This window comes from Corallococcus praedator (genome assembly GCF_003612125.1).
Lineage (GTDB): Bacteria > Myxococcota > Myxococcia > Myxococcales > Myxococcaceae > Corallococcus > Corallococcus praedator.
Genome location: NZ_RAWI01000055.1, coordinates 1 through 21,464, shown reverse-complemented (window position 1 = coordinate 21,464; position 21,464 = coordinate 1). Strand labels below are relative to the sequence as shown.

Annotated in this window: 17 protein-coding genes; 9 read left to right on the top strand and 8 right to left on the bottom strand. The window is 68.8% G+C overall.

Features of this window, described 5'->3' with window-relative positions:
- Positions 1 to 105: 105 nt before the first annotated feature.
- The 7 genes from D7Y13_RS10160 to sufT are packed head-to-tail and all read left to right on the top strand — an operon-like array spanning position 106 to position 6,419.
- Positions 106 to 627: an SUF system Fe-S cluster assembly regulator gene (locus D7Y13_RS10160; RefSeq protein ID WP_120535172.1), complete on the top strand. Its 522-nt coding sequence runs from the start codon at positions 106 to 108 to the stop codon at positions 625 to 627.
- Complete coding sequence (gene sufB / locus D7Y13_RS10155; protein WP_120535173.1) at positions 624 to 2,063, top strand: Fe-S cluster assembly protein SufB; 1,440 nt, start codon at positions 624 to 626, stop codon at positions 2,061 to 2,063. Before D7Y13_RS10160 ends, sufB begins: the two co-directional genes overlap by 4 nt.
- A complete protein-coding gene (gene sufC / locus D7Y13_RS10150; RefSeq protein WP_120582960.1) occupies positions 2,063 to 2,848 on the top strand; it encodes a Fe-S cluster assembly ATPase SufC in 786 nt (261 codons plus the stop codon). Before sufB ends, sufC begins: the two co-directional genes overlap by 1 nt.
- Entirely contained in the window at positions 2,845 to 4,173 is a 1,329-nt protein-coding gene (gene sufD, locus D7Y13_RS10145; RefSeq protein ID WP_120582959.1) for a Fe-S cluster assembly protein SufD, read from the top strand. Before sufC ends, sufD begins: the two co-directional genes overlap by 4 nt.
- Positions 4,170 to 5,399, top strand: a complete 1,230-nt coding sequence (locus D7Y13_RS10140) for a cysteine desulfurase (RefSeq protein WP_120535176.1) — start codon at positions 4,170 to 4,172, stop codon at positions 5,397 to 5,399. The genes sufD and D7Y13_RS10140 overlap by 4 nt, the downstream gene beginning before the upstream one ends.
- Positions 5,396 to 5,848 (top strand): Fe-S cluster assembly sulfur transfer protein SufU, encoded by a 453-nt coding sequence (sufU, locus tag D7Y13_RS10135; RefSeq protein WP_120535177.1) that lies wholly within the window; start codon positions 5,396 to 5,398, stop codon positions 5,846 to 5,848. Before D7Y13_RS10140 ends, sufU begins: the two co-directional genes overlap by 4 nt.
- A gap of 13 nt (positions 5,849 to 5,861) precedes the next feature.
- Positions 5,862 to 6,419, top strand: coding sequence for a putative Fe-S cluster assembly protein SufT (gene sufT / locus D7Y13_RS10130; protein WP_120535178.1), 558 nt, complete (start codon positions 5,862 to 5,864; stop codon positions 6,417 to 6,419).
- Between the two features lie 26 nt (positions 6,420 to 6,445).
- Here the strand turns inward: sufT and D7Y13_RS10125 are convergent, their stop codons facing one another.
- Positions 6,446 to 7,105, bottom strand: a complete 660-nt coding sequence (locus D7Y13_RS10125; RefSeq protein ID WP_120535179.1) for a type 1 glutamine amidotransferase domain-containing protein — start codon at positions 7,103 to 7,105, stop codon at positions 6,446 to 6,448.
- Between the two features lie 198 nt (positions 7,106 to 7,303).
- Here D7Y13_RS10125 and D7Y13_RS10120 point away from each other — a divergent pair, with 198 nt between their 5' ends.
- Entirely contained in the window at positions 7,304 to 8,590 is a 1,287-nt protein-coding gene (locus D7Y13_RS10120; protein WP_233595395.1) for an isoaspartyl peptidase/L-asparaginase family protein, read from the top strand.
- A 370-nt stretch (positions 8,591 to 8,960) separates the two neighbouring features.
- Positions 8,961 to 10,289: a DNA sulfur modification protein DndB gene (locus tag D7Y13_RS10115; protein ID WP_158620319.1), complete on the top strand. Its 1,329-nt coding sequence runs from the start codon at positions 8,961 to 8,963 to the stop codon at positions 10,287 to 10,289.
- Between the two features lie 111 nt (positions 10,290 to 10,400).
- On the opposite strand, the gene D7Y13_RS10110 is transcribed toward D7Y13_RS10115, so the two are convergent.
- The 7 genes from D7Y13_RS10110 to D7Y13_RS10080 form a co-directional block, all read right to left on the bottom strand.
- Positions 10,401 to 12,116, bottom strand: a complete 1,716-nt coding sequence (locus D7Y13_RS10110) for a glycoside hydrolase family 99 protein (RefSeq protein ID WP_120582957.1) — start codon at positions 12,114 to 12,116, stop codon at positions 10,401 to 10,403.
- A gap of 106 nt (positions 12,117 to 12,222) precedes the next feature.
- The gene (locus D7Y13_RS10105) at positions 12,223 to 15,996 is read right to left on the bottom strand and encodes a DUF3858 domain-containing protein (protein ID WP_120582956.1); all 3,774 of its coding nucleotides are present in this window, start codon (positions 15,994 to 15,996) and stop codon (positions 12,223 to 12,225) included.
- Positions 15,972 to 17,792 carry a serine/threonine-protein kinase gene (locus D7Y13_RS10100; RefSeq protein WP_120630671.1) on the bottom strand — a complete coding sequence of 607 codons (1,821 nt, stop codon included), beginning with the start codon at positions 17,790 to 17,792 and terminating at the stop codon, positions 15,972 to 15,974. The genes D7Y13_RS10105 and D7Y13_RS10100 overlap by 25 nt, the downstream gene beginning before the upstream one ends.
- 117 nt (positions 17,793 to 17,909) lie before the next feature.
- Positions 17,910 to 18,494, bottom strand: a complete 585-nt coding sequence (locus tag D7Y13_RS10095) for a GAF domain-containing protein (protein ID WP_120538281.1) — start codon at positions 18,492 to 18,494, stop codon at positions 17,910 to 17,912.
- A 225-nt stretch (positions 18,495 to 18,719) separates the two neighbouring features.
- Complete coding sequence (locus tag D7Y13_RS10090) at positions 18,720 to 19,016, bottom strand: hypothetical protein (RefSeq protein ID WP_120538280.1); 297 nt, start codon at positions 19,014 to 19,016, stop codon at positions 18,720 to 18,722.
- 245 nt (positions 19,017 to 19,261) lie between these two features.
- Complete coding sequence (locus D7Y13_RS46875) at positions 19,262 to 19,621, bottom strand: hypothetical protein (RefSeq protein ID WP_167508736.1); 360 nt, start codon at positions 19,619 to 19,621, stop codon at positions 19,262 to 19,264.
- Between the two features lie 426 nt (positions 19,622 to 20,047).
- Entirely contained in the window at positions 20,048 to 21,358 is a 1,311-nt protein-coding gene (locus D7Y13_RS10080; RefSeq protein ID WP_120538457.1) for an adenylosuccinate synthase, read from the bottom strand.
- Between the last annotated feature and the right edge of the window lie 106 nt (positions 21,359 to 21,464).

The window sequence follows — 21,464 nt, the reverse complement described above, 5'->3', positions numbered from 1 at the left end:
GAGCGCCCCTGATTTGAATGTGGACTGAATAGGTCCAGATTACGTAAGAGGCCGTCGGGCATCGGGCCCGCGACGCCACGGCAGGCACAGGAGAGACCCCCACTCATGCTCCGGATGAGCAAGATGACCGACTACGGCATCGTGCTGATGGCCGAGCTGGCACGCGCGGACGGGGACACCCGGACCACGCGCGAGCTGGCGGCACGCACGCGTGTCTCCCTTCCTTCCGCGAGCAAGGTGCTCAAGGGCCTGCTGCAGGCGGGGCTGGTGGTGTCCCACCGGGGCGCCAGCGGCGGCTACGGCCTGGCGCGTCCCGCGGAGGCCATCTCCCTGGCGGAGCTGGTCAGCGCGCTGGAGGGCCCGGTGGCCCTCACCGAGTGTGGCCAGCACACCGCGCCCGCCGTGCCTTGTGAGCTGGAGTCCGTCTGCCAGGTGCGAGGCCACTGGCGGCTCATCAATCAAGCCATCCAGGAAGCGCTGGGGAAGCTGACGTTGGCGGACCTGCGCGCGCCGGCTCCCCGCATGCCGGAGCGGCTGGTGGGCCTGGGCCTGCCGGCGGGGGCCACCGGTGTGAGCGGATCCGTGAACAGCGCCCTTCCTCCTTCCGCGACGGGAGTCCGGTCATGAGCAGCACCGAAACCCTCCAGGAGCTCACCCGCAAGGGCTATCAGGCAGGCTTCGTCACGCAGGTGGAGTCGGACACGCTGCCGCCCGGCCTGGACGAGGACGTCATCCGCCTGCTGTCGCGCAAGAAGGGCGAGCCGGGCTTCATGCTCGACTGGCGCCTGAAGGCCTACCGGCACTGGCTGACCCTGCGCGAGCCCACGTGGCAGGCGGTGAAGTACAACCCCATCGACTACCAGGCCATCCGCTACTACTCGGCGCCGAAGCAGAAGCCGCTGAAGGACAGCCTGTCGCAGGTGGATCCCGAAATCCTGCGCACCTACGAGAAGCTGGGCATCCCGCTGGAGGAGCAGAAGCGGTTGCAGAACGTGGCGGTGGACGCGGTGTTCGACTCCGTGTCGGTGGCCACCACGTTCCGCGAGAAGCTCTACAAGGCGGGCGTCATCTTCTGCTCGTTCTCCGAAGCGGTGAAGGAGCACCCGGAGCTGGTGGAGCGCTACCTGGGCACGGTGGTGCCGTTCTCCGACAACTTCTTCGCGGCGCTCAACTCCGCGGTCTTCAGCGACGGCTCCTTCTGCTACGTGCCCAAGGGCGTGAAGTGCCCCATGGAGCTGTCCACGTACTTCCGCATCAACGCGGCGGACACGGGCCAGTTCGAACGCACGCTGCTCGTCGCGGACGAGGGCGCCTCCGTGAGCTACCTGGAGGGCTGCACCGCGCCCATGCGCGACACCAACCAGTTGCACGCCGCGGTGGTGGAGCTGGTGGCGCTGGACGGCGCGTCCATCAAATACAGCACGGTGCAGAACTGGTACCCGGGTGACGCCGAAGGCAAGGGCGGCATCTACAACTTCGTCACCAAGCGCGGCATCGCGCACAAGGGCTCCAAGATTTCGTGGACCCAGGTGGAGACGGGCTCGGCCATCACCTGGAAGTACCCCAGCGTCATCCTCAAGGGGGATGACTCGGTGGGCGAGTTCTACTCGGTGGCGCTCACCAACCACCGGCAGCAGGCGGACACGGGCACGAAGATGATCCACATCGGGAAGAACACCCGCTCCACCATCGTGTCCAAGGGCATCTCCGCCGGGCGTGGCCAGAACACGTACCGGGGACAGGTGAAGATTCTCAAGAGCGCGGCGAACGCGCGCAATCACACGCAATGCGATTCCCTGCTGCTCGGTGACAAGTGCGGCGCCCACACGCTGCCGTACATCGAGGTGAAGAACTCGACCGCGCAGGTGGAGCACGAGGCTTCCACGTCGAAGATTGGCGAGGACCAGCTCTTCTACTGCCGGCAGCGGGGCATCTCCCAGGAGGACGCGGTGTCGATGATCGTGAATGGCTTCTGCCGGCAGGTCTTCAAGGAGCTGCCCATGGAGTTCGCGGTGGAAGCGCAGAAGCTGTTGGGCGTGAGCCTGGAAGGGAGCGTGGGGTGATGTCGCTGCTCAGCATTCAGGACCTGCACGCCCGGGTGGGCGACAAGGAGATCCTCAAGGGCATCAACCTGGAGGTCCGCCCCGGAGAGGTGCACGCCATCATGGGGCCCAACGGCTCCGGCAAGAGCACGCTCGCGGGCGTGCTGGCGGGTCGTGAGACGTACACGGTGACGCAGGGCTCGGTGCGCTTCGATGGCAACGACCTGCTGGGCCTGTCGCCCGAGGCGCGCTCGCAGGCTGGCGTGTTCCTGGCGTTCCAGTACCCGGTGGAGATCCCCGGCGTGGGCAACCTGCACTTCCTGCGCACCGCGCTCAACGCGAAGCGCCGCGCGAAGGGCGAGGAGGAGCTGGACGCCATGGACTTCATGCAGCTGGCCAAGGACAAGGCGAAGCTGGTGGAGCTGGACAGCGCCTTCATGGGCCGCTCGGTGAACGAGGGCTTCTCCGGCGGTGAGAAGAAGCGCAATGAAATCTTCCAGATGGCGGTGCTCCAGCCGAAGCTGGCGCTGCTGGACGAGACGGACTCGGGCCTGGACATCGACGCCCTGCGCGTCGTCGCGGGGGGCGTGAACGCGCTGCGCGCGCCGGACCGGTCCATGGTCGTGATTACGCACTACCAGCGGCTGCTGGACTACATCGTGCCGGACCACGTGCACGTGATGGCGGCGGGCCGCATCGTGCGCTCGGGCGGACGCGAGCTGGCGTTGGAGCTGGAGGAGAAGGGCTACGGCTGGCTGGGCGGGGAGGGCGTCGGGGCCGGCAAGGCGAAGGAGGCGCGGCGATGAGCGCGGGCCTTGCGCACTACCTGGAAGTCGCCCGGACCTTCCAGGCGCGCGGAAGCGCGAACGATCCGGCGTGGCTCAGGACGCTGCGCGCGGAGGGCCTGCGCCACTTCGAGGCGCGGGGCCTGCCCACGTCGAAGGACGAGGAGTGGAAGTACACGCCGGTGTCCACGCTGTCGGCGCTCCCGTTCCAGCCCGCGCGGGATGTCTACGCGGGGGAGGACGTGGCGGCGGCGGTGGCGCGGCTGGCCCTGCCCGGACCCCGGCTCGTCTTCGTGGATGGCCGCTTCGTGCCGGCGCTGTCGGTGCTCACCGGCCTGCCGCGCGGCGTGGTGCTCAAGCCGCTGTCGCAGGCGCTGCGCGAGGACGGTGAGCTGCTGGAGCGGACGCTGGGCCAGCGCACGCGGCTGGGGGCCAATGCCTTCACGTCGCTGAACGCCGCGCTGCTGGAGGAGGGCGCGCTGCTCACGCTCGCGCCCCGGGCCCTGAGCGAGGTGCCGGTGCAGCTGCTCTTCCTGTCGCGCGGTGGGAGCGGGCCGGTGCTGGCCAGCCCCCGCGTCGTCGTCGTGGCGGGCGAGGGCAGCGAGGCCACGCTGGTGGAGACGTACGCCGGGTTGGGGACGGAGGCGACCTTCACCAACGCGGTGACGGAGGTGTCGCTGGGCGACAACGCGAGCCTGCACCACTACAAGCTCCAGACGGAGGGCGACGCCACGCTGCACCTGGGCGGGCTGTATTCGCGGCAGGGGCGCGACAGCCGCTTCCAGTCGCACGCCTTCTCCTTTGGTGGAGCGCTGGCCCGCAACGAAGTGCATGCGTTGTTCGCGGGTGAAGGCGGGGAGTGCCTGCTCAACGGCCTGTTCGTGGGCCGGGGCACGCAGCACCTGGACAACCGCACCGACCTGGACCACGCGGTGCCCCGCTGCTCCAGCCGGGAGGTCTACAAGGGCGTGCTGGATGACCGCTCGCGCGGCACGTTCCACGGTCGCATCCGGGTGCGCGAGGACGCGCAGAAGACGGACGCGAGCCAGACCAACCGCAACCTCCTGTTGTCGGAGGGCGCGCAGGTGGACACGCGGCCGCAGTTGGAGATCCTGGCGGACGACGTGAAGTGCGCCCACGGCACGGCGGTGGGCCGGCTGGATGACACGGCGCTGTTCTACCTGCGCTCGCGCGGCATCCCGAAGCCGGAGGCGGAGCGGATGCTGACGCAGGCGTTCGCGAGCGAGCTGGTGCTCGCGGTGCCGGCGGGTCCGGTGCGCGAGCGGGTGGAGGCGTTGTTGTCGGCGAAGCTGCCGGGCGGTGCCCGGCCGGAGGTGACGGGATGACGGGGCCTGGATTCGACCTGGAGCGCGTGCGGGGAGACTTCCCCCTGCTGCGGCAGGAGGTACGGGGCCGTCCGCTGGTGTACCTGGACAGCGCGGCCACCGGTCAGAAGCCGCAGGCGGTGCTGGACGCGCTGACGCGCTACTACACGCACGACAACGCCAACGTGCACCGGGGCGTGCACATCCTCTCCGAGCGCTCCACGCAGGCGTACGAGGATGCTCGCGAGACGGTGCGCCGCTTCCTCAACGCGAAGGACGCGCGGGAGATCGTCTTCGTGCGCGGCACCACGGAGGCCATCAACCTGGTGGCCGCCACCTACGGCCGCAAGCACGTGGGCCCGGGCGATGAGGTGCTCATCTCCGCCATGGAGCACCACTCCAACATCGTGCCCTGGCAGATGGTGTGCGACGCGGCGGGCGCGAAGCTGCGCGTGATTCCGGTGGATGACCGGGGCGAACTGAAAATGGACGCGGTGGACGCGCTGCTCACGGAGCGCACGCGCCTCTTGGCCATCACGCATGTGTCCAACGCCCTGGGCTCCATCAATCCCATCAAGGCGCTGGTGGCGAAGGCGCACGCGAAGAACATCCCGGTGCTGGTGGACGGGGCGCAGTCGGTGACGCACTTCCCGGTGGACGTGCAGGACCTGGACTGTGACTTCTTCGCCTTCAGCGGGCACAAGCTCTTCGGGCCCACGGGCATCGGCGTGCTGTATGGCAAGCTGGCCATGCTGGAGTCGCTGCCGCCGTACCAGGGCGGCGGGGACATGATCCTCTCCGTGACGATGGAGAAGACCGTCTACAACCGCGTGCCGCACCGCTTCGAGGCGGGCACGCCGGACATGGCGGGCGCGGTGGGGTTGGGCGCGGCCATCCGCTACCTGGAGGGCGTGGGGCTGTCCGCCATCGCGCAGCATGACCAGTGGCTGCTCGCCTACGCGACGCAGGCGCTGGAGGCGGTGCCGGGCCTGAAGCTGGTGGGCACGGCGCCGAAGAAGACGGGCGTGCTGTCCTTCACGCTGGGGGACGTGCACCCGCACGACGTGGGCACCATCCTGGACCAGGAAGGCATCTGCATTCGCACGGGGCACCACTGCGCCCAGCCGTTGATGCAGCGCTTCGGGGTGGCGGCCACGGTGCGCGCGTCGCTGGCGCTCTACAACACGCCGCAAGACGTGGATGCGTTGGTGAAGGGCCTGCACAAGGTGAGGGAGGTGTTCGCGTGAGTTCAGACCTCAAGGACCTCTACCAGGAGGTGGTGCTGGAGCACTCCAAGCGCCCGCGCAACTTCCGGGTGGTGGAGGGCGCGACGTGCACGGCGGAGGGCTACAACCCGCTGTGTGGAGACCAGCTCTCCGTCACGCTGAAGATGGACGGCGACGTCATCCGCGACATCGGCTTCCAGGGACAGGGGTGCGCCATCTCCAAGGCGTCCGCGTCGCTGATGACGGGCGCGGTGAAGGACAAGACGCGCGCGGAGGCGGAGGCGCTCTTCGAGCGCGTGCACACGCTGGTGACGGAAGGGCCGGAGAAGGTGGATCCGGAGGCCCTGGGCAAGCTGGCGGTGCTGTCGGGCGTGAGTGAGTTTCCGGCCCGGGTGAAGTGCGCGAGCCTGGCGTGGCACACGCTGCACGCGGCGCTGGATGGCCGCTCCACGTCGGTGTCGACGGAATAGGGGAGGGGACGCGATGCGAGGTGCGATGACGGTCATCGAGCGCGACGTGGACGCGATGCTCATCCCCAGTGGGGACAAGGTGTTGCTGCCGGCGGGCTCCGAGTTGACGGTGGTGCAGACGCTGGGCGGCAACGTCACGGTGCAGGACCCGTACGGCCAGCTCTTCCGCATCGACGAGCGGAACGCGTCGGTGCTGGGCGAGGACTACGCGGCGAAGGCGAAGCCGCCGGAAGACGCGGCGGAAGGCACGCCCGGGGAGTTCCACGAGGAGCAGGTCTGGGAGCAGCTGCGCACGGTGTATGACCCGGAGATCCCGGTGAACATCGTGGAGCTGGGTCTGGTGTACACGTGCAAGGCGACGCCGCTGGAAGAAGGCGGGCAGCGCGTGTCCATCGAGATGACGCTGACTGCGCCCGGGTGCGGCATGGGGCAGGTGCTGGTGGAGGACGTGCGACAGAAGGTGTCCTCCGTGCCCGGCGTGAAGGAGACCCAGGTGGAGCTGGTCTGGGAGCCGCAGTGGGACCAGAGCCGCATGACGGACGTGGCGAAGCTCCAGCTCGGCTGGATGTGAAGTCGCGGGGCGTCTGCCCTGACGTCTCAGGCCAGCGCTTTACGGCCCCGGGCCACGAGTCCCAGCGTGGCCACGGCGGCCAATCCGCCCGCGACCCATTTGGGCCAGCTCGGCGCGGTCGCTTCGCGCTGGGCGATGGCGGGTGTCATGCGCTCGGCGAAGAGCTGCACGAACGCGTGCTCGAAGGCGAGCAGGTCGTGCGGTCCCCGGCTGGAGACCCAGTTGCCGTCGCGCACCACCGGTTCGTCCGTCCAGTGCGCGCCCGCGTTCTCCAGGTCGTTGCGGATGCCGGGCCATGACGTGAGGTGACGGCCCTCCAGGAGCCCCGCGGAGGCGAGCAGCCACGGTCCGTGGCAGATGACCGCGATGGGCAGGTCCAACAGGTCCGCGTCGCGCACGAAGTCCAGCGCCAGCGCGCTCTGCCTGAGGAAGTCCGGGTTCATGAAGCCGCCGGGAAGGAGCAGCGCGTCGAAGTCCGCGGCCTTCACCTCGCGCAGCGTGGCGTCCACGCGGACCTTCTTGCCGGGCACCAACAGGTTCATGCCCCGGATGCGACCCTTGTGGAGGGAGACGATGGTGACCTGGGCGCCCTCGCGCTCCAGGCGCTTCACGGGCCGCGTCAGCTCCACCTGCTCGAAGCCATCCGCCGCCAGTACAGCCACCCGCATCCCCTTCAGCGTCCTCATTGCCCAAACCCTCCCGATGTCCGTGGTTCTCCGACAGCCCAATGATGCAGGGTGTACATGCCCTGCCGGGAGGGGAAGCGGAGGGCAGGCAGGCGGACAGGGGCTCGGGATTCCGCTGGCTTGCCCCTCCCTGGCGGAGGGCCTGGACGCGCGCGAACGAACAGCTTTAGGTCAGGCCCCTTCAGGAGGCGCAACGGCATGTCCTCATCGTTCTCTCCCTGGTTGCACCGAAGCCTGCTTGCTGGCGCCGCGTTGCTGCTGGCCCCGCTCGGTTGTGCCACGTCTACCCAGGCGCGCGACGAGGCGGTCCTGCGCACGGATGCACCGCCCCGGGTGAAGCCGAAGTGGGGGCTGGTCATCCACGGCGGCGCGGGTGTCATCTCCCGCGAGAACCTGTCCCCGGAGCGCGAGGCCGCGATGCGTGCCGTGCTCACCCAGGCGCTCCAGGCGGGGCACGCGGTGCTGGCGAAGGGAGGCCGCAGCCTGGATGCGGTGACGGCCGCCATCCACGTGCTGGAGGACTCGCCGTACTTCAACGCCGGCAAGGGCGCGGTGTTCAACCACGACGGCGTGAATGAACTGGATGCGGCGCTGATGGATGGGAAGACGCGCGCGGCGGGCGCGGTGGCCGGCGTGCGCCACATCCAGAACCCCATCGACCTGGCGCGGCGGGTGATGGAGAAGTCGCCGCACGTGATGATGGTGGGCGACGGCGCGGAGGCCTTCGCCCAGTCGCAGGGCATGCCCCTGGTGGATGCGAAGTACTTCTACACGGAGGAGCGCTGGCAGGGGCTCCAGCGCGCGTTGGAGCAGGAGAAGGCGAAGGCGGCTCCGCCCGCCACACCGAGCCAGCCTCCCGCGACGCAACCGCCAGCCGGGACGCCAGGAGCAGCGCCTGTATCGCCGGGTGAGCCGCCCGCGACGCCAGGAGCCTCGCCTGTGTCGCCGGCATCTCCATCCACGCAGCAGGGACCGCAGCCCGCGACGCCGGGGCAACCACCCGCGACGTCTGGGAAGTCTCCTGCCTCATCGCTGGAGCCAGGCATGGATCCGGTGACGGGGGACCACAAGTTCGGCACGGTGGGCGCGGTGGCGTTGGACCAGCAAGGCAACCTCGCGGCGGGCACGTCCACGGGCGGGATGACCAACAAGCGCTTCGGCCGTGTCGGGGACTCGCCCATCATCGGCGCGGGCACCTACGCGGACGAACGCTGCGCGGTGTCCGCCACCGGGCACGGCGAGTTCTTCATCCGCTACACGGTGGCACGCGACATCTGCGCCCGCGTCGAGTACCAGGACCTGCCGCTGCCGGAGGCCGCCAACGTCGTCATCCACGATGTGCTGGTGAAGGCCGGGGGCGAGGGCGGTGTCATCGCCATGGACCGCCAGGGCACCGTGGCCATGCCCTTCAACTCCACCGGCATGTATCGCGGCTACATCGGCGAGGACGGCACGCCGAGCGTCGCCATCTTCCAGCAGCCGTGAGCTTGTCTCGACCGACTCTTTGGCAGAGCCAAGCTCCTCTTGAGGTCAAAGCAAGTCACACCACCCCACAGACAACGGGTCGATCAGAAACTTGACCATGGCGCGGTGCGTCGGTCTTGCCAGGCGGGAGTGTAAAGTCCGCCTGGCGGTAAGATCCCACCAGGGGCATGCGACTTTCTGCTCGCCAGGCGTTGACAAGGCGCCAGCGCTCGATGAATATAGCGTTCGCCTGGTCGAAAGAATCCTTTCGCCTGGTTGCCAAAAACGATGAGCCTGGTGGCTCTAAGGATGATGCCCAATGTCGGATAGTCACACCGCTACCCCCTCTAAGCTGCACGTTGCTGGCCCTAGGGAGACGACCCTCGCAGATATGCTGGACTACTCAGGGGGCAATCGCTTCATCGAGTTGCGTGTGAAACGAGCGCTTAATCTCGGCTCGAATACGATGGTTACCACCGTGGATATGGGGACGTTCCTTCTCCAGTCCATGGTGGGTAATGATCCACTGAAGGGACCGGTTACTCAGCGCAAGCCGGACATGACCCATGCCCACAAGATGGCGCGGTTCATTTTCAAGGGCCTAGTCAATTTCACCAGCAAGAAGTGGGAAGACGCGGGCCGGAAACTCCCCACCGAGATCGAAAATATTAAGACTGATCTCGGAAACCAGCCCTATTACGCATGGGCGCCGGTTGTCGCATCCATTCGGGATGAAATGAGTGACATCACGGTGGTTCCGATCCCTGAATCCGCCGGTGAACTGATTCTGAAGCTTCGCTCGAACCAGACACTCTGGATCGTGGATGGCCAGCACCGTCGACTCGCTTGGGGACTGGTGCGTGACTACCTTCAGCAGGTGACGCGCGACCGCAAATACACCAAGTCTGGTGGTTTGGTTCCCGCTGAACTGAAGCAGGTTCACGAAGATGCAGCGCCTTTTTGGCATGAGGCAATGTCGTACTTCACTGAGCGATTCTCGATTACGATCGAGATCCACTTCGGATTGACGATCGAACAGGAGAAACAGCTTTTTCACGACTTGAATAACTTGCAGAAGACTGTATCGACCAGTCAGGCGCAGGCTTTCGATCAGTCGAACCCGATCAACATCTTCACGCACCGGCTCAAGAGCGATCCGATGTTCGAGGGCGTGTCGATTGTGGAAGAGGGGCGTGTTGATTGGGATGACCCGCAGTGGATGAAGCTCGACTCCCTCAATGCTGTTAATGCGCGGCTTTTTCTCAATCAGACGACCATTTCGGGAGCGACTGCTTCTGTTATTGAACGTGAAGAGGACGCTTGGGCCTTCTGGACTGCTGTAACCAAGATCCCCGGAATCTTCGACCGTGGTCAATCTGTAGCCGCTCAGCCGGCCCTCTTGAAGTCAATCGCCCGTGTGTACTTTGAGATCCTTTGGGGCAGGAAGCCGGAAGGGCGCGAGGTAGCAGAGAAGTTCCTGGGACGCCTCCCGACGATCGACTTCTCCCATGGCAACCAGCTTTGGAACATTGAGAACCTTGGTGACGAGAAGCTGTCTCATTACCCGAAGCTGTTGGATTACCTGCCCGACAACTGGCGCCAGAAGTCCATCGGAGGGTTGATTGACGGAAAGCTTCGCTTCGGTAGCCGCCACAATGAATCGATTCTGGTTCTGCCGGGAATCATCCGCTACCTGGCGGAACTGAGCCCTCGGGAGTAGCGGCCGCGTTTGCCAAAAAGATATCGGCCGATTCAAAGCTCCTCGGAACCGGCCGATAAGCGCAGGCGTGAAATGCGTTAAGTGGAGAGCCTAGAGAAAATAAAAGGCGCGCTACAGCTTGATGACCGACACGTCATCCATGTGGATGAAGTTGGCGGTGTTGCCGGTGAGGGCGCGCGTGTGGAAGCCGAACTCCAGGAACCCGCCCGTCACGGACACGGCGGGCGTCTCCACCTGGGTCCAGTCCCCATACGTGCCCAGCTCCGTGAACGCGAACGTGCAGGAGACGCACGCCTTCACCTGCAAGCGCGCCATGTCGAAGCCGCCGCCCTTGCGCACCCACGCGCGGACCTTGTAGCTGCCGGACGCCAGCCCGGACACCGCCTGGTACGTCCACGTCTCGAACGGAGAGCCGCTCCAGTGCGTCAGGTGGTTCGCGCTGTTGTGCCCGCCGTTGTACGTCTCCGAGAAGGCCGCGCCCGAGGTGTTGTTGGGCGTCCACGTCGTCCAGCCCGTCATGCCGGACTCGAAGCCGCCGTTGGTGATGGACACGCCCGTGCCGCCGCCACCGCCCCCGTTGAGGATGTTGCGCGCCTGGGTGACGTCCAGCGCCGACAGCGCGGCGGCCGCCTGGTTGAGCTGCGCCTGCTTGTTGCCGTCCCCCGCGTACTGCTTGCGCTGCTGGTAGAGCGTGTTGATGAGCTCCAGCTCGCTCTGCGAATACGGCACGCCCAGCTTTTGCTGGAGTGACGTGAGGAAGCCGTAGCCGAACTCGCGCGTGGGTTCGATCATCGTCCCCTCGCCGTAGTCGTTCCAGGTGTTGATCTGGAAGTGGTTGATGCTGGCCGCGTTCTTCGCCAGGTCCAGCGTCTGGTTGAAGCTGTTGAGCCCGTTGTGGGCAATCTCCCACGTGGGCCCGCCCCAGCCGCCCGCCGCGTAGAACGAACGGAAGCCCGGGTACACGGAGCCGAACTTCAGGGGCGACGGCTGGTTGTTGTAGAAGTGCGTGAGGCCCGCCGTGAAGTCCGGGTAGATCCACGCGAACTCGCCCTTCGCGTTGCCGCCCGCCTCCCCCGACTCGTACCAGAGCGTCAGGAAGGTGGGCTTCTGGCTCAACGGGGAGAAGACGTTCGTCCACTCACCCGGGGACTGGAACGTCTGCGGCCCGAAGACGAGCAGCAGCGGCGCGTTGTCCTGCCGGATGTAGTTGGGCTGGTTGAAGTACCGGTCGCGCAGGTACGCCATGTCGTTGCGCGCGGCGCCCAGCTTGTCGGTGATGAAGCCGCCGTTGTAGGCGAGCGTGGCGTTGTGGTCCTCGTACACCACCGCGAAGTCCAGCCCCACCGCCGCCGTCTGCGCGATGACGGCCTCGCTGTTGGCGCGGTTCTTCGGATAGTCGAACGCGTTGATGGTGCCCGGCCAGTCGATGAGCACCCCGTCCACGCCCGCGTACTTCATGAGCAGCAGCTGGTACTCGATGACGTCCCTGTCCCCGGAGCCGTACGGCCCGATGAGCGGGTAGTAGTACGACGCAATCTGCCGCCGCCCGGAGCCGTCCACCACGTCCGGGTTCTGGTTGGCCATGGTCCAGTGGATGCCCCAGCCGCCGTTGCCCGACGTGGCCCGCGTCTCGAACCAGGGCATCAGGTGCACGTACACCTTCTTGCCCACGGCCTTGCTGACCTTCACCGCCGCGCCCGCGCGCTGCGTGTCCAGTTCGGGGGCCGGCCCCGTCGCGCCGTCCACCGCGGCCGGAGCACCACACCCCGCGCCAAGCAATCCCAACAGCGCGCACGCCCCGAGCGAAATCCAATCCTGCTGTCTCATGTGAACAGGCTCCTGGCCGGAGCAACCACCCCGGCCAGGAGCCCGTTAGCACAAGACGTTATCAGTCAGGAATAACTGTATTCCTGGAATGTCGGGTCGCAGGCGGCTACTGCTTCACGAGGAACAGCTCGCGCACCTGGAGCAGGTCCACGTCCCCGGCGAAGGCGGAGAACTTCTCGTACTGGTTGGGGGCGATGCGCGCGCGGGGCAGCAGGATGGACTCCGCGATGGAGAGCGTGCGGCCGTCCTGCTTCTCCGCGCGGGTGAAGTGGCCGAACTCGCTGTCCACCTTCAGGCCCGCCTGCGGGTCGCTGAGCTTCCAGCCCTGGGGCATGGTGAGGGTGACCTCGGTGCGGCTGGCCTCCGTGTCGTCGAGGTAGAGCGGCGTGGTGCGGGAGCTGACCTGCACGTAGCGCCGGCCCAGCAGGGCGGGGAAGGTGAGGGGGCCCATGGCCATGCGGCCGTCGCCCTCCATGCGCCCGAAGCGGGGCACGGTGAACGCGTAGCGCAGCACGAAGGGCGCGCCGACCTCCTCGATGCGCTCCTGCTTCGCGGACGACAGCTCCGCGCCGCCGAAGTAGCGCCCCACCGCGCCCTGGAGCGCCTGGTTGCGGCTCTCCGCGGAGAGCTGCTCGAAGGCCTCGGCGATCTGCGCGGCATCGAAGCCGGAGTAGGTCTCCTCGCCCTTGCCGGTGAGCTTGCCGTCGGTGCCAATCTCCAGCGTGAGCTTCACGGTCTTGCCCGCGCGCGGCTTGAGCGGCGGCGTCTTCACCTTCTCCAGCGGCTTGCCGGGCTCCGGCAGCAGGTACGCCTCGCGCTCGCCCATGGCCGCCTCGGGCAGCTCGCCGAAGGGGCCGAAGCGCACGGACGTGTCCAGCCACACGGGGGACTCGCCCGGCACCTCCACGCGCAGCGCCGCGTAGGGCAAGAGCGCGTCCGCCGGGAACAGGTAGGGCGCGGGGTCGGTGTTGAAGGTGCGGATCGCCGCCACGCGCGACGGGATGCCCAGCGTCTCCAGGCCCGCCTTCATCACCGACAGCCGGCTGCCCCGGTCCTGCGCCACGGTGGAGGCCGCGGACTGCGCGAGGCTCGCGTCCCGTCCGGAGAAGCGCTTCATCACCGCGGCGTGCAGCGCCTTCACCGCCTCCAGGCCCTTCTTGTCGCCCACGGCTTCGCGCGCGAACGCCTCCACCTCCGCGGAGCGGATCCACCGGTCCTGGAAGGCGTCGCCGTACACGCGCGCCAGCCCGTCGTTGCCCGTCTCGCCCGCGCCCACCATCACGAAGGGCAGGTATTCGTTGCCCGTGGGCGGCGCGTCCGGCTCCGGGAGGAACGGCGGCACGCGGCGCGCGTCGTAGTGGAACACCTCCACGTCGCCCTTCACCTCCGGGGGCGGCGCCTTCATGCCGTGCGCGTCCACCTTCATGCCGCTGCCCTTGGGCGCGACGACGGTGTACGTGCTCCACGCGTTCGGCTGGTTGGCGATCTGAAAGTAGAAGGCGGACGCGGTGAAGCCCGGCTGCGCGGGGCCCCGCTCGCCCTCGGCCAGCAGGTATTCGACCTCCACGGAGTCACCCACCTGCACGCCGGGGAGGCTGACCGCGTCCTTGCCCTCGAAGTTCTCCGGCTCCAGCACGCGGCCGTCGGCCTTGAGCGTGCGCAGCGCCAGCACCTGCGCGCCCCGGGGGATGTTCACCTCCGCGATGTCCTGAATGCCCGACTGCTCCAGCGCCTTCTGGATGGTGTGGATGCGATTGACGAGGGAGCCGTCCGGGAAGGCCTGCACCGCCGCCGCGTCCAGCACGTACGCCGCCGCGCTGCCGCCGGTGATGGGGGCCGCCTCGTAGGCCTTCAGCGCTTCCTTGCCGTCGATGGCGTAGGCCGCGAGCAGCTCCTTGCCCGTCTTCGCGCGCTCCACCGCGCGGCGCAGCGGCAGGTCGCTGCCGTCCAGCTTCAGCGCCTGCTCGCGCAGCTTGAGCGCCTCCTCGCGCTGGCCCGCGTACTCGCGCACGTCCGCCAGCCGCTTGAGCAGCTCCGTGTTGCGCGGCCACACGGCGGCCTGGGCCTGGAGCACCTTCGCCGCGTCGTCGTAGCGGCGCAGGCTGACGTAGATGCCGGACAGCGCCGCGGCGTTGGTGAGGTTGTCGGGGTCCTGCGCGAGCAGCCGCGCGTAGCCCTTGGCCGTCGCCTCCATGTCGCCCCGCGTGCGCAGGTGCTCCACGAGCCGCGCGTCCGCGCCGGGGCAGCCCTCCTGGGCCTTCACCAGCTCGTCGGTGCGCGCCACCGCGTCCCGGCGCTTCGCCAGCGAGTACTGGAGGCCCAGCGCTTCACACAGTCCCGGCTGGGCTTCCAGCGCCGCGGCCAGGGAGGTCTCCGCCTGCGCGTCCACGTCCAGCGCCAGCGCCGCGCGGGCGAGCAGCAGGTGTACCGGGAAGCCCCCGGGCTTCACCGCGTCGCGCGCTGACTTCAGCGTCTCCAGCGCGGTGGCCGCCTGGCCGTCATCCAGGAACAGGTCCGCGCGCAGGAGCAGCGCGGCCACGTTGCCCGGGTCCTTGGCCAGCGCCGCTTCCAGGTCGCGCGTGGCCCGGCCGCGCGCCACCTTGGACGGGATGCCGCGGTCCTGCGCGGCCTGCTCCGCGCGCAGGGCCAGCACCGCGGGCGTCGTGGCTTCCAGCTTCGCCATCAGCCGCCGCGTGCCGTCCGGGTCGCGCGACAGGCCATCGCGCACCGCGAGGAACGCGCCCAGCGTCTCCCCGGCCTCGGACTGGAGGGCCTGCGCCAGGTCCTCCGCGCCCGGGAAGACGGAGGCGGCCTCGGCCTCGTCCAGGGTGGCGTTCCAGCGCGGCGCGGGGCCGGTGGCGGCGGTGAGGCGCACCTGGGACGCGCTCCCGTCCGCCTTGAGCAGCGCGAACGTGAGGCCGCCCTGGGTGTTGTCCTTGGCCATCTTCACGACGAAGCGGTGCTTGCCCGCGGGAAGCTCCAGCGCCTTCACGGACACGGTGGACGTGGTGCGGGCCCAGTCGTTGCGCTCCAGCACCGGGGCGCCATCCATCAGCACGCGGTGCGACGTCTGGCTCACCGTGCGCAGCACGTACACGCCGGCCTCCGCCACCTCCGCGTCGATGCCCAGCGCGTACATGTCCCCGTGGCCGGGCTCTCCGCCCAGGTCCAGCCGACCGTCCGGCGAGCGCAGCGTGCGCGCGGGCAGCGCTCCGTACGCGCCCGTGAAGGGGCCCGCGAACGAGCCGTCCTTCTCCGGGGCGATGGGCTCCTGGATGGACAGCACGTGGAAGGGCGAGAAGGGGCCCACCAGCGAGGCCTCGCTCGCGCCGCCCAGGTCCTTGAGCGCCTGGGCCTGGGCCGCCGTGTCCACGCGGATGCTCGCCACCGACAGGCGCGAGGCGCGCAGCAGGTAGGCCGTCTCACCCTGGGCGCCCGCCGTGAGCGCGGCGTCCACGCCCTTGAGGATGGCGTCGTCCTCCGCGCGCGACGTGCCCACGCGGTCCAACATGTACCGCGCGGCGATGGCGGCCAGCGGGTGGCGGGGGGCGCGCTTCACCAGCTCCAGCGACGCCGCGAGCGCGCGGTCGGACTGGCCCTTGCGCCGGGCGAGCAGCGCCTGCCCCTCCAGGGCGTACGGGTCGCCGGGGTCCTTCTGCACGGCGGCGTCGAAGCGCTGCTGGGCGAGCGCCACGTCCCCCGCGACGAGGTACGCGTGGAAGCCCGCGAACGCGAGCGTGCGCGCCTCCGCGTCACCCTTGCCGGCGCGCTCGGCGGCGGACTCGAGCACGTGGGGCGCGACGACGGAGGACGGCCGGGGACAGCCGGTGAGGCCAGCGACGAGGGCGAGCGCGGTCAGGCCGCGGCGGAAGGTGCGCATAGGGGAGTCGAGGGATAATGCAATCCCCCCGGCGAGGCCACCACCACGGGCGGGGACGGGGTCTCCACCGCGGGCGAGGGCCGGTCCACGGTGTAGGTGAACCCTTCGATGCTGCACGTGCCTTCGATGCAGCCGACGGCCGGCGTGGGCGGCTCGCCGAAGTGGCTCTGCCAGTCCGGGCCCAGGTTCAGCGGCTCCGCGATGGGGCGCTGATCCTTGCCCTGCCCGATGAAGGCCTGCATCACGCCCTCCTCGGTGACGAACAGCTCCAGGCGCGCCTCACCCTGGGGGGACGGCTGGCCCAGCATGGTGCCGCTGCGCTCGCCCAGCGCCCACTCCAGGGCCAGGGGCGCGCCCGCGCCATGGTGCACCAGGGCCACGTAGCGGCCGTCCCGGCCCATCAGCATCAGCGCGGCCACCGCGTCCGGCGGCGGGCCCTCCAACAGGGCCCTCACGCGGCGCTTCATCGTGGGGGGCGGCGATTCGGCGCGCACGCGCGCGGTCAGCCGGGCGACGCCGCCCACCAGCCCCATCACGTCCGCGCGCACCCGTCCCACGCGCGCCACGTTCTCGTCCTTGCTCGCGAAGAAAAGCGGGAGGTTCAGGGGCGGGAAGACGACGGCCTTGTTCTCGAAGAGCACGGGCCTGCCGGCCATGGGAACCGCCAGTTGATCCGGCCCCTCGCCCACCGTCACGCGCTGCTTGCCCGGGAGCACGTCCTCGCGCCGGCCGGGTGCGCTGCGCTGCGGGTCCGCGTGCGCGTGCTCCGCCATGATGGCGGCGCCCGGCATCACCGGCTGCGCCCGGACCTGTCCGCCGCGGTAGTACGCCACGCCCAGCACGCCCACCGACGCCAGCACCAGCAGCGTCGCGGTCGTCTGCGCCACCACGCGCACCGCGCTCCTCACGGTCCGCTTCGCCCGCTCCATGCGCGTCAGCCGCATGGGAGGCATGGACAGCATGCCGCCGGGCACCAGCGGTTCCAGCTCCGCGATGAGCGCGCCCACCGTCTGGTAGCGGTCATCCGGATCCGGCTTGAGGCACCGCATCACGATGGCGTCCACGCGCGGGTCCAGCCCCGAGCGCTTGCGCGACGGAGGATCGAAGGTGCCCAGCGGCACCTCGCCGGTGAAGGTCTCGTAGAGGATGACGCCCAGGGAGAAGATGTCCGCGCGCGCGTCCGCGCTCTTCGCGTCCACGCGCTGCTCGGGCGCCATGTACGAGATGGTCCCCATGGACACGTGCGTGGACGTGAGCGCGTAGCGCGACGCCACCGTGGAGTCGTCCAGGAAGGACGCGAGCCCGAAGTCGGACACCTTCGCGATGCCGCCGGCCTGCTGATCCAGCAGGATGTTCTCCGGCTTCAGGTCGCGGTGGATGACGCCCCGGCCGTGCGCGTATTCGATGGCGCGGCAGATCTCCAGCATCCGGCGCAGCAGCACCGGCGTGTCCATCTGCGGGCTGCGCATGAGCTCGCGCAGGGACGGCCCGTCCACGAACTCCATCACCAGGTAGTAGGTGTTCTCCGTCTTCCCCTTGTCGACGATGGCGACGACGTGGGGGTGGCTCAGCGTCGCCAGCGCGGCGGCTTCCTTCTGGAAGCGCGCGATGAACGACGGGTCCTTGGCCAGCTCCGTGTTGAGCAGCTTTACCGCGACCGTGCGGCCAAGCGAGAGCTGGGTGGCCTTGTGGACCTCCCCCATGCCACCGGCACCAACGAGCTTCTCCAGGCGGTAGCCGCTGATGAGGTCAGGGGTCCGGGCACGGCTGATGGCGGTGGGCTCAATCGAGGACATGGGCGGGTCGCAGGGCGGCGAGGGTAGCAGAAACGGGGCGCCGCGTTACCGCTCCTCGCCTGCTCCCGGCTCCCTCCCCGTCCGCATGGCGGGCGGGCAGCCGTGACCCGGGTGCGCTCAGGTATCCCCGGAGGCGGGGCGCAGCACGCTGGTGAGGTTGGTGCGCACCTGTGACAGCGAGGAGCGCATGTTCGCGTGCCGCACCGACGCGCCAATGGCCCGCGCCAGCGACTTGAGCAGCGACACCTCTTCGGGGCGCCACACGCGCGCCTGGTGGCAGTCCTCGAAGGCCACGAACCCCCACCACTGCTTGGCCGGGATGATGGGGCACAGGAGCACGGACTGGACGCCCTGGCGCTCCAGGACCTCGCGCATCAGGGGCGGCGCCTCGCGGGACGCGCAGGAGACCACCATCCCCGCCTCCAGCATGTCCATCCAGGAGAGCGCGTAGTCGCGCATCGCGAACGCGCGCAGCACCGGGTGCGCGTGCGGGGACACGACGCCGGGCTCCGCCCACGCGTGGCGCAGGTCCGTGAGGAACCGGCCCGCCAGATTGGTGGTGCGGTTCTCGAAGATGCAGGCGCGATCCACCTTCAGGGTGCGGGCCACCATGCCCAGCGCTTCCGCGCCCGTGGCCGCGCACAGGCCCTTGTCCAGCAGCAACCGGGAGGCTTCGGACACCTTCGTGAACGCTTCCACCATGACCGTCTCGCTTGAAGGGGGGGAGGGGGACGCCCCTTCTTGTCGTGGATGCACCGGCATCCACCTAAAGCCCATTAAGCAGGATTCTTCTGTCGCTGTCAAATGGTGGTTTTGCTGAAACCCTAAGAAGAAGAATGTTTTGGAGCGTCCGGTGCCGGAAACGACGACAGGGGCACCCTCGTGAAGAGGGAGCCCCCGTCGGGCACGGCGTCCTTGGTTCGGGGACTACTTGGTGCCGGGCGCCTTGACGGACTCGGTGGTGGTCTCGGTCTTCGTCTCGGTGGTCTTGTCGAGGGTCTTCGAGCCGGTGGTGCCCTGCTTGAGGGTCTGCGTGCGGCCGGAGGGCTTGGTCTCGCTCTTCGCCTCGGTCTTGGTCTCCGTCTTGGTCTCCGTGGAGGGGTCGGCCTTCACGTCGCTGGACGCGGGGGCCGTCTCCGTCTTGGCGGCGGGCGCCTTGGCGGGAGTGGTGGCGAAGGCGGCGGTGGCGGCGAACAGGGCGGCGGCGGCGATGAAGGTCTTCATGATGGGTCTCGAAGGTCTGATGACGCTCTGCCAGCGCGTGATTGCGTGGTCATCGTCATCGCGGGTGTAGAGGGGACAGCGGGTTTCTTTATTCAGTCGGAACACGCGCGCTGGAAGACGGTGGAGGCTTCCCGCGCACGGCATCGCACGAACGACAACAGGGGCACCTTCGTGAAGAAGGCGCCCCTGTCGGGCACGGCGTCATGTCCGTCCCTTGGAGGCGGGCAGACGGTGCTGCGGCGGGATTACTCCGCGGCCTTCTCGGTCTTCTCGGTGGTCTTGGTGGTGGTCTTCTTGGAGGACTTCTTGCCCGCGGGCTTGGCCTCGGTCTTGGTCTCCGTCTTGGCCTCGGTCTTCACTTCACCGGTCGCGGGAGCAGGCGCGGCAGCTTCGGTCTTCGCCTCGGCGGCGGGAGCCTGCGTGGGGACCGCAGGCGTCTTCGCCTCGGCAGTCGGTGTGGCCGCCCGGGCACCTGCCTCACCCGAGGCCGGGCGGGTGACGCTCCCCTTCGCCGGGGCCGTCCCCTGCCCCCAGGCGGACGTCGACGCCGTGCCGAACAACACCACCGCCGACACAGCGAGCTGGAACCTGCGCGTGCGAACCATGTCCCTCTCCCGTCCTTGCCCCCGGCGGGCGAGGATTTCTACTGCCTGCGAGCCACGGTCCCTGACGGATCCGCGACCCCACCGTCCGTCAGCCGACCTTGCGATCGACGAAGGGGGATCCCCATGCCCGACCTGATGCGGGGGATGGCCCCACCGTAGCCCAGGTTGCGCCGGTCCAGATCATCCAGCCGCATGTCCACCCGTCACGCCCGGCTTCCACAAGGACCGCGGGATGTGCGTCGGACGTGTCCGGCAAGCCGCCCAGGCTCACGCGGTGGGGTTGCTCGCCAGTGGCCACGTGCGGCGCGCGGGACATGCGCACGGCGACACCACGGCCGGGGTGGGGAGCTTCGGACACGCCCGGCAGGCCCTTCCGGGGTGGCCCTTCAAGGCCAACCCCGGCGCCGCCGGGCGCCTCCGCCCTTCCTAGCTGCGGAAGGGGTTCTGCAGCAGCACCGTCTCACCACGGTCCGCGCCCACGGACACGCACACCACGGGCACGCCGCTGACCTCTTCGACGCGACGCACGTAGCGCTTGGCGGCTTCCGGCAGCTCATCGAAGGTGCGCACACCGGCGAGCTTCTCATCCCAGCCGGGCAGCGACTCGTAGATGGGCTTCACGCGCGCCAGGTCCTCGTAGTCGCCGGGCAGCTCCGTGACGCGCGCGCCGTCCAGGTCGTACGCGTTGCAGATGTTGAGCGTCTTGATGCCGCTCAGCACGTCCAGCTTGGTGAGCGCGATGCCCCACAGGCCGTTGACGCGCACCGCGTAGCGCAGCACCACGCCGTCCAGCCAGCCGCAGCGGCGGGGACGGCCGGTGGTCGCGCCGAACTCGTCGCCCACCTTGCGCAACCGGTCGCCCAGCTCGTCACTCAGCTCCGTGGGGAACGGACCGCCGCCCACGCGCGTCGTGTAGGCCTTGCTGATGCCCATTACCTTGTCGATGGCCGTGGGCCCCAGACCCGAGCCCACCGCGGCGTTGCCCGCCACGCAGTTGGAGCTGGTCACGAACGGATAGGTGCCGTGGTCCACGTCCAGCAGCGTGCCCTGCGCGCCCTCGAAGAGGATGCGGGCGCCCCGGCGGACCTGCTCGGAGAGGAAGAGCGACACGTCGTGCACGTAGGGACGCAGCCGGTCGCCCAGCGCGGTGAACTCCGCGTGGATCTGCGGCGTCTCCATGCGGGGCACGTCCACGCCCGCCTGGGCGCAGAGGTCCTTGAGTTCGTCCAGCGCGGACGGCAGGCGCTCGTCGATGCGACGGCGCAGGCGCTCCGGGTGGAGCAGGTCGCGCACGCGGATGCCCCGGCGCGCCACCTTGTCCTCGTAGGCCGGACCGATGCCACGACCGGTGGTGCCAATGGCGCTGCCGCCACGGGCCTTCTCCCGGAAGCTGTCCAGCAGCTTGTGCCACGGGAAGATGACGTGGGCGTTGTCGGAGATGAGCAGCTGCGCATCATCCTTGAGGAAGCCGCGCACCTTGAGCGCGTCGATCTCTCCGACGAGGACGGCGGGATCCACCACCACCCCGTTGCCAATGACACACGTCTTGCCCGGGTGAAGGATGCCCGAGGGAATCAGGTGAAGGACGGTCTTCTGGCCTCCCACCACCAGCGTATGCCCCGCGTTGTTGCCGCCCTGGAAACGGACGACCACCTGGGCATGCTCGGTGAGCAGGTCAACGACCTTGCCCTTCCCCTCATCTCCCCACTGCGCTCCGATGACGACGACGTTCGGCATGGTGCCCGCCGCTTAGCACGCGGGAGGGGCCGGGTGACAGTGTTCCGCGAAGCCGCAATGAAGGGCCTGGCAGGCTGCTTTGTCCCACCCCGCCCCGGTCCCCATT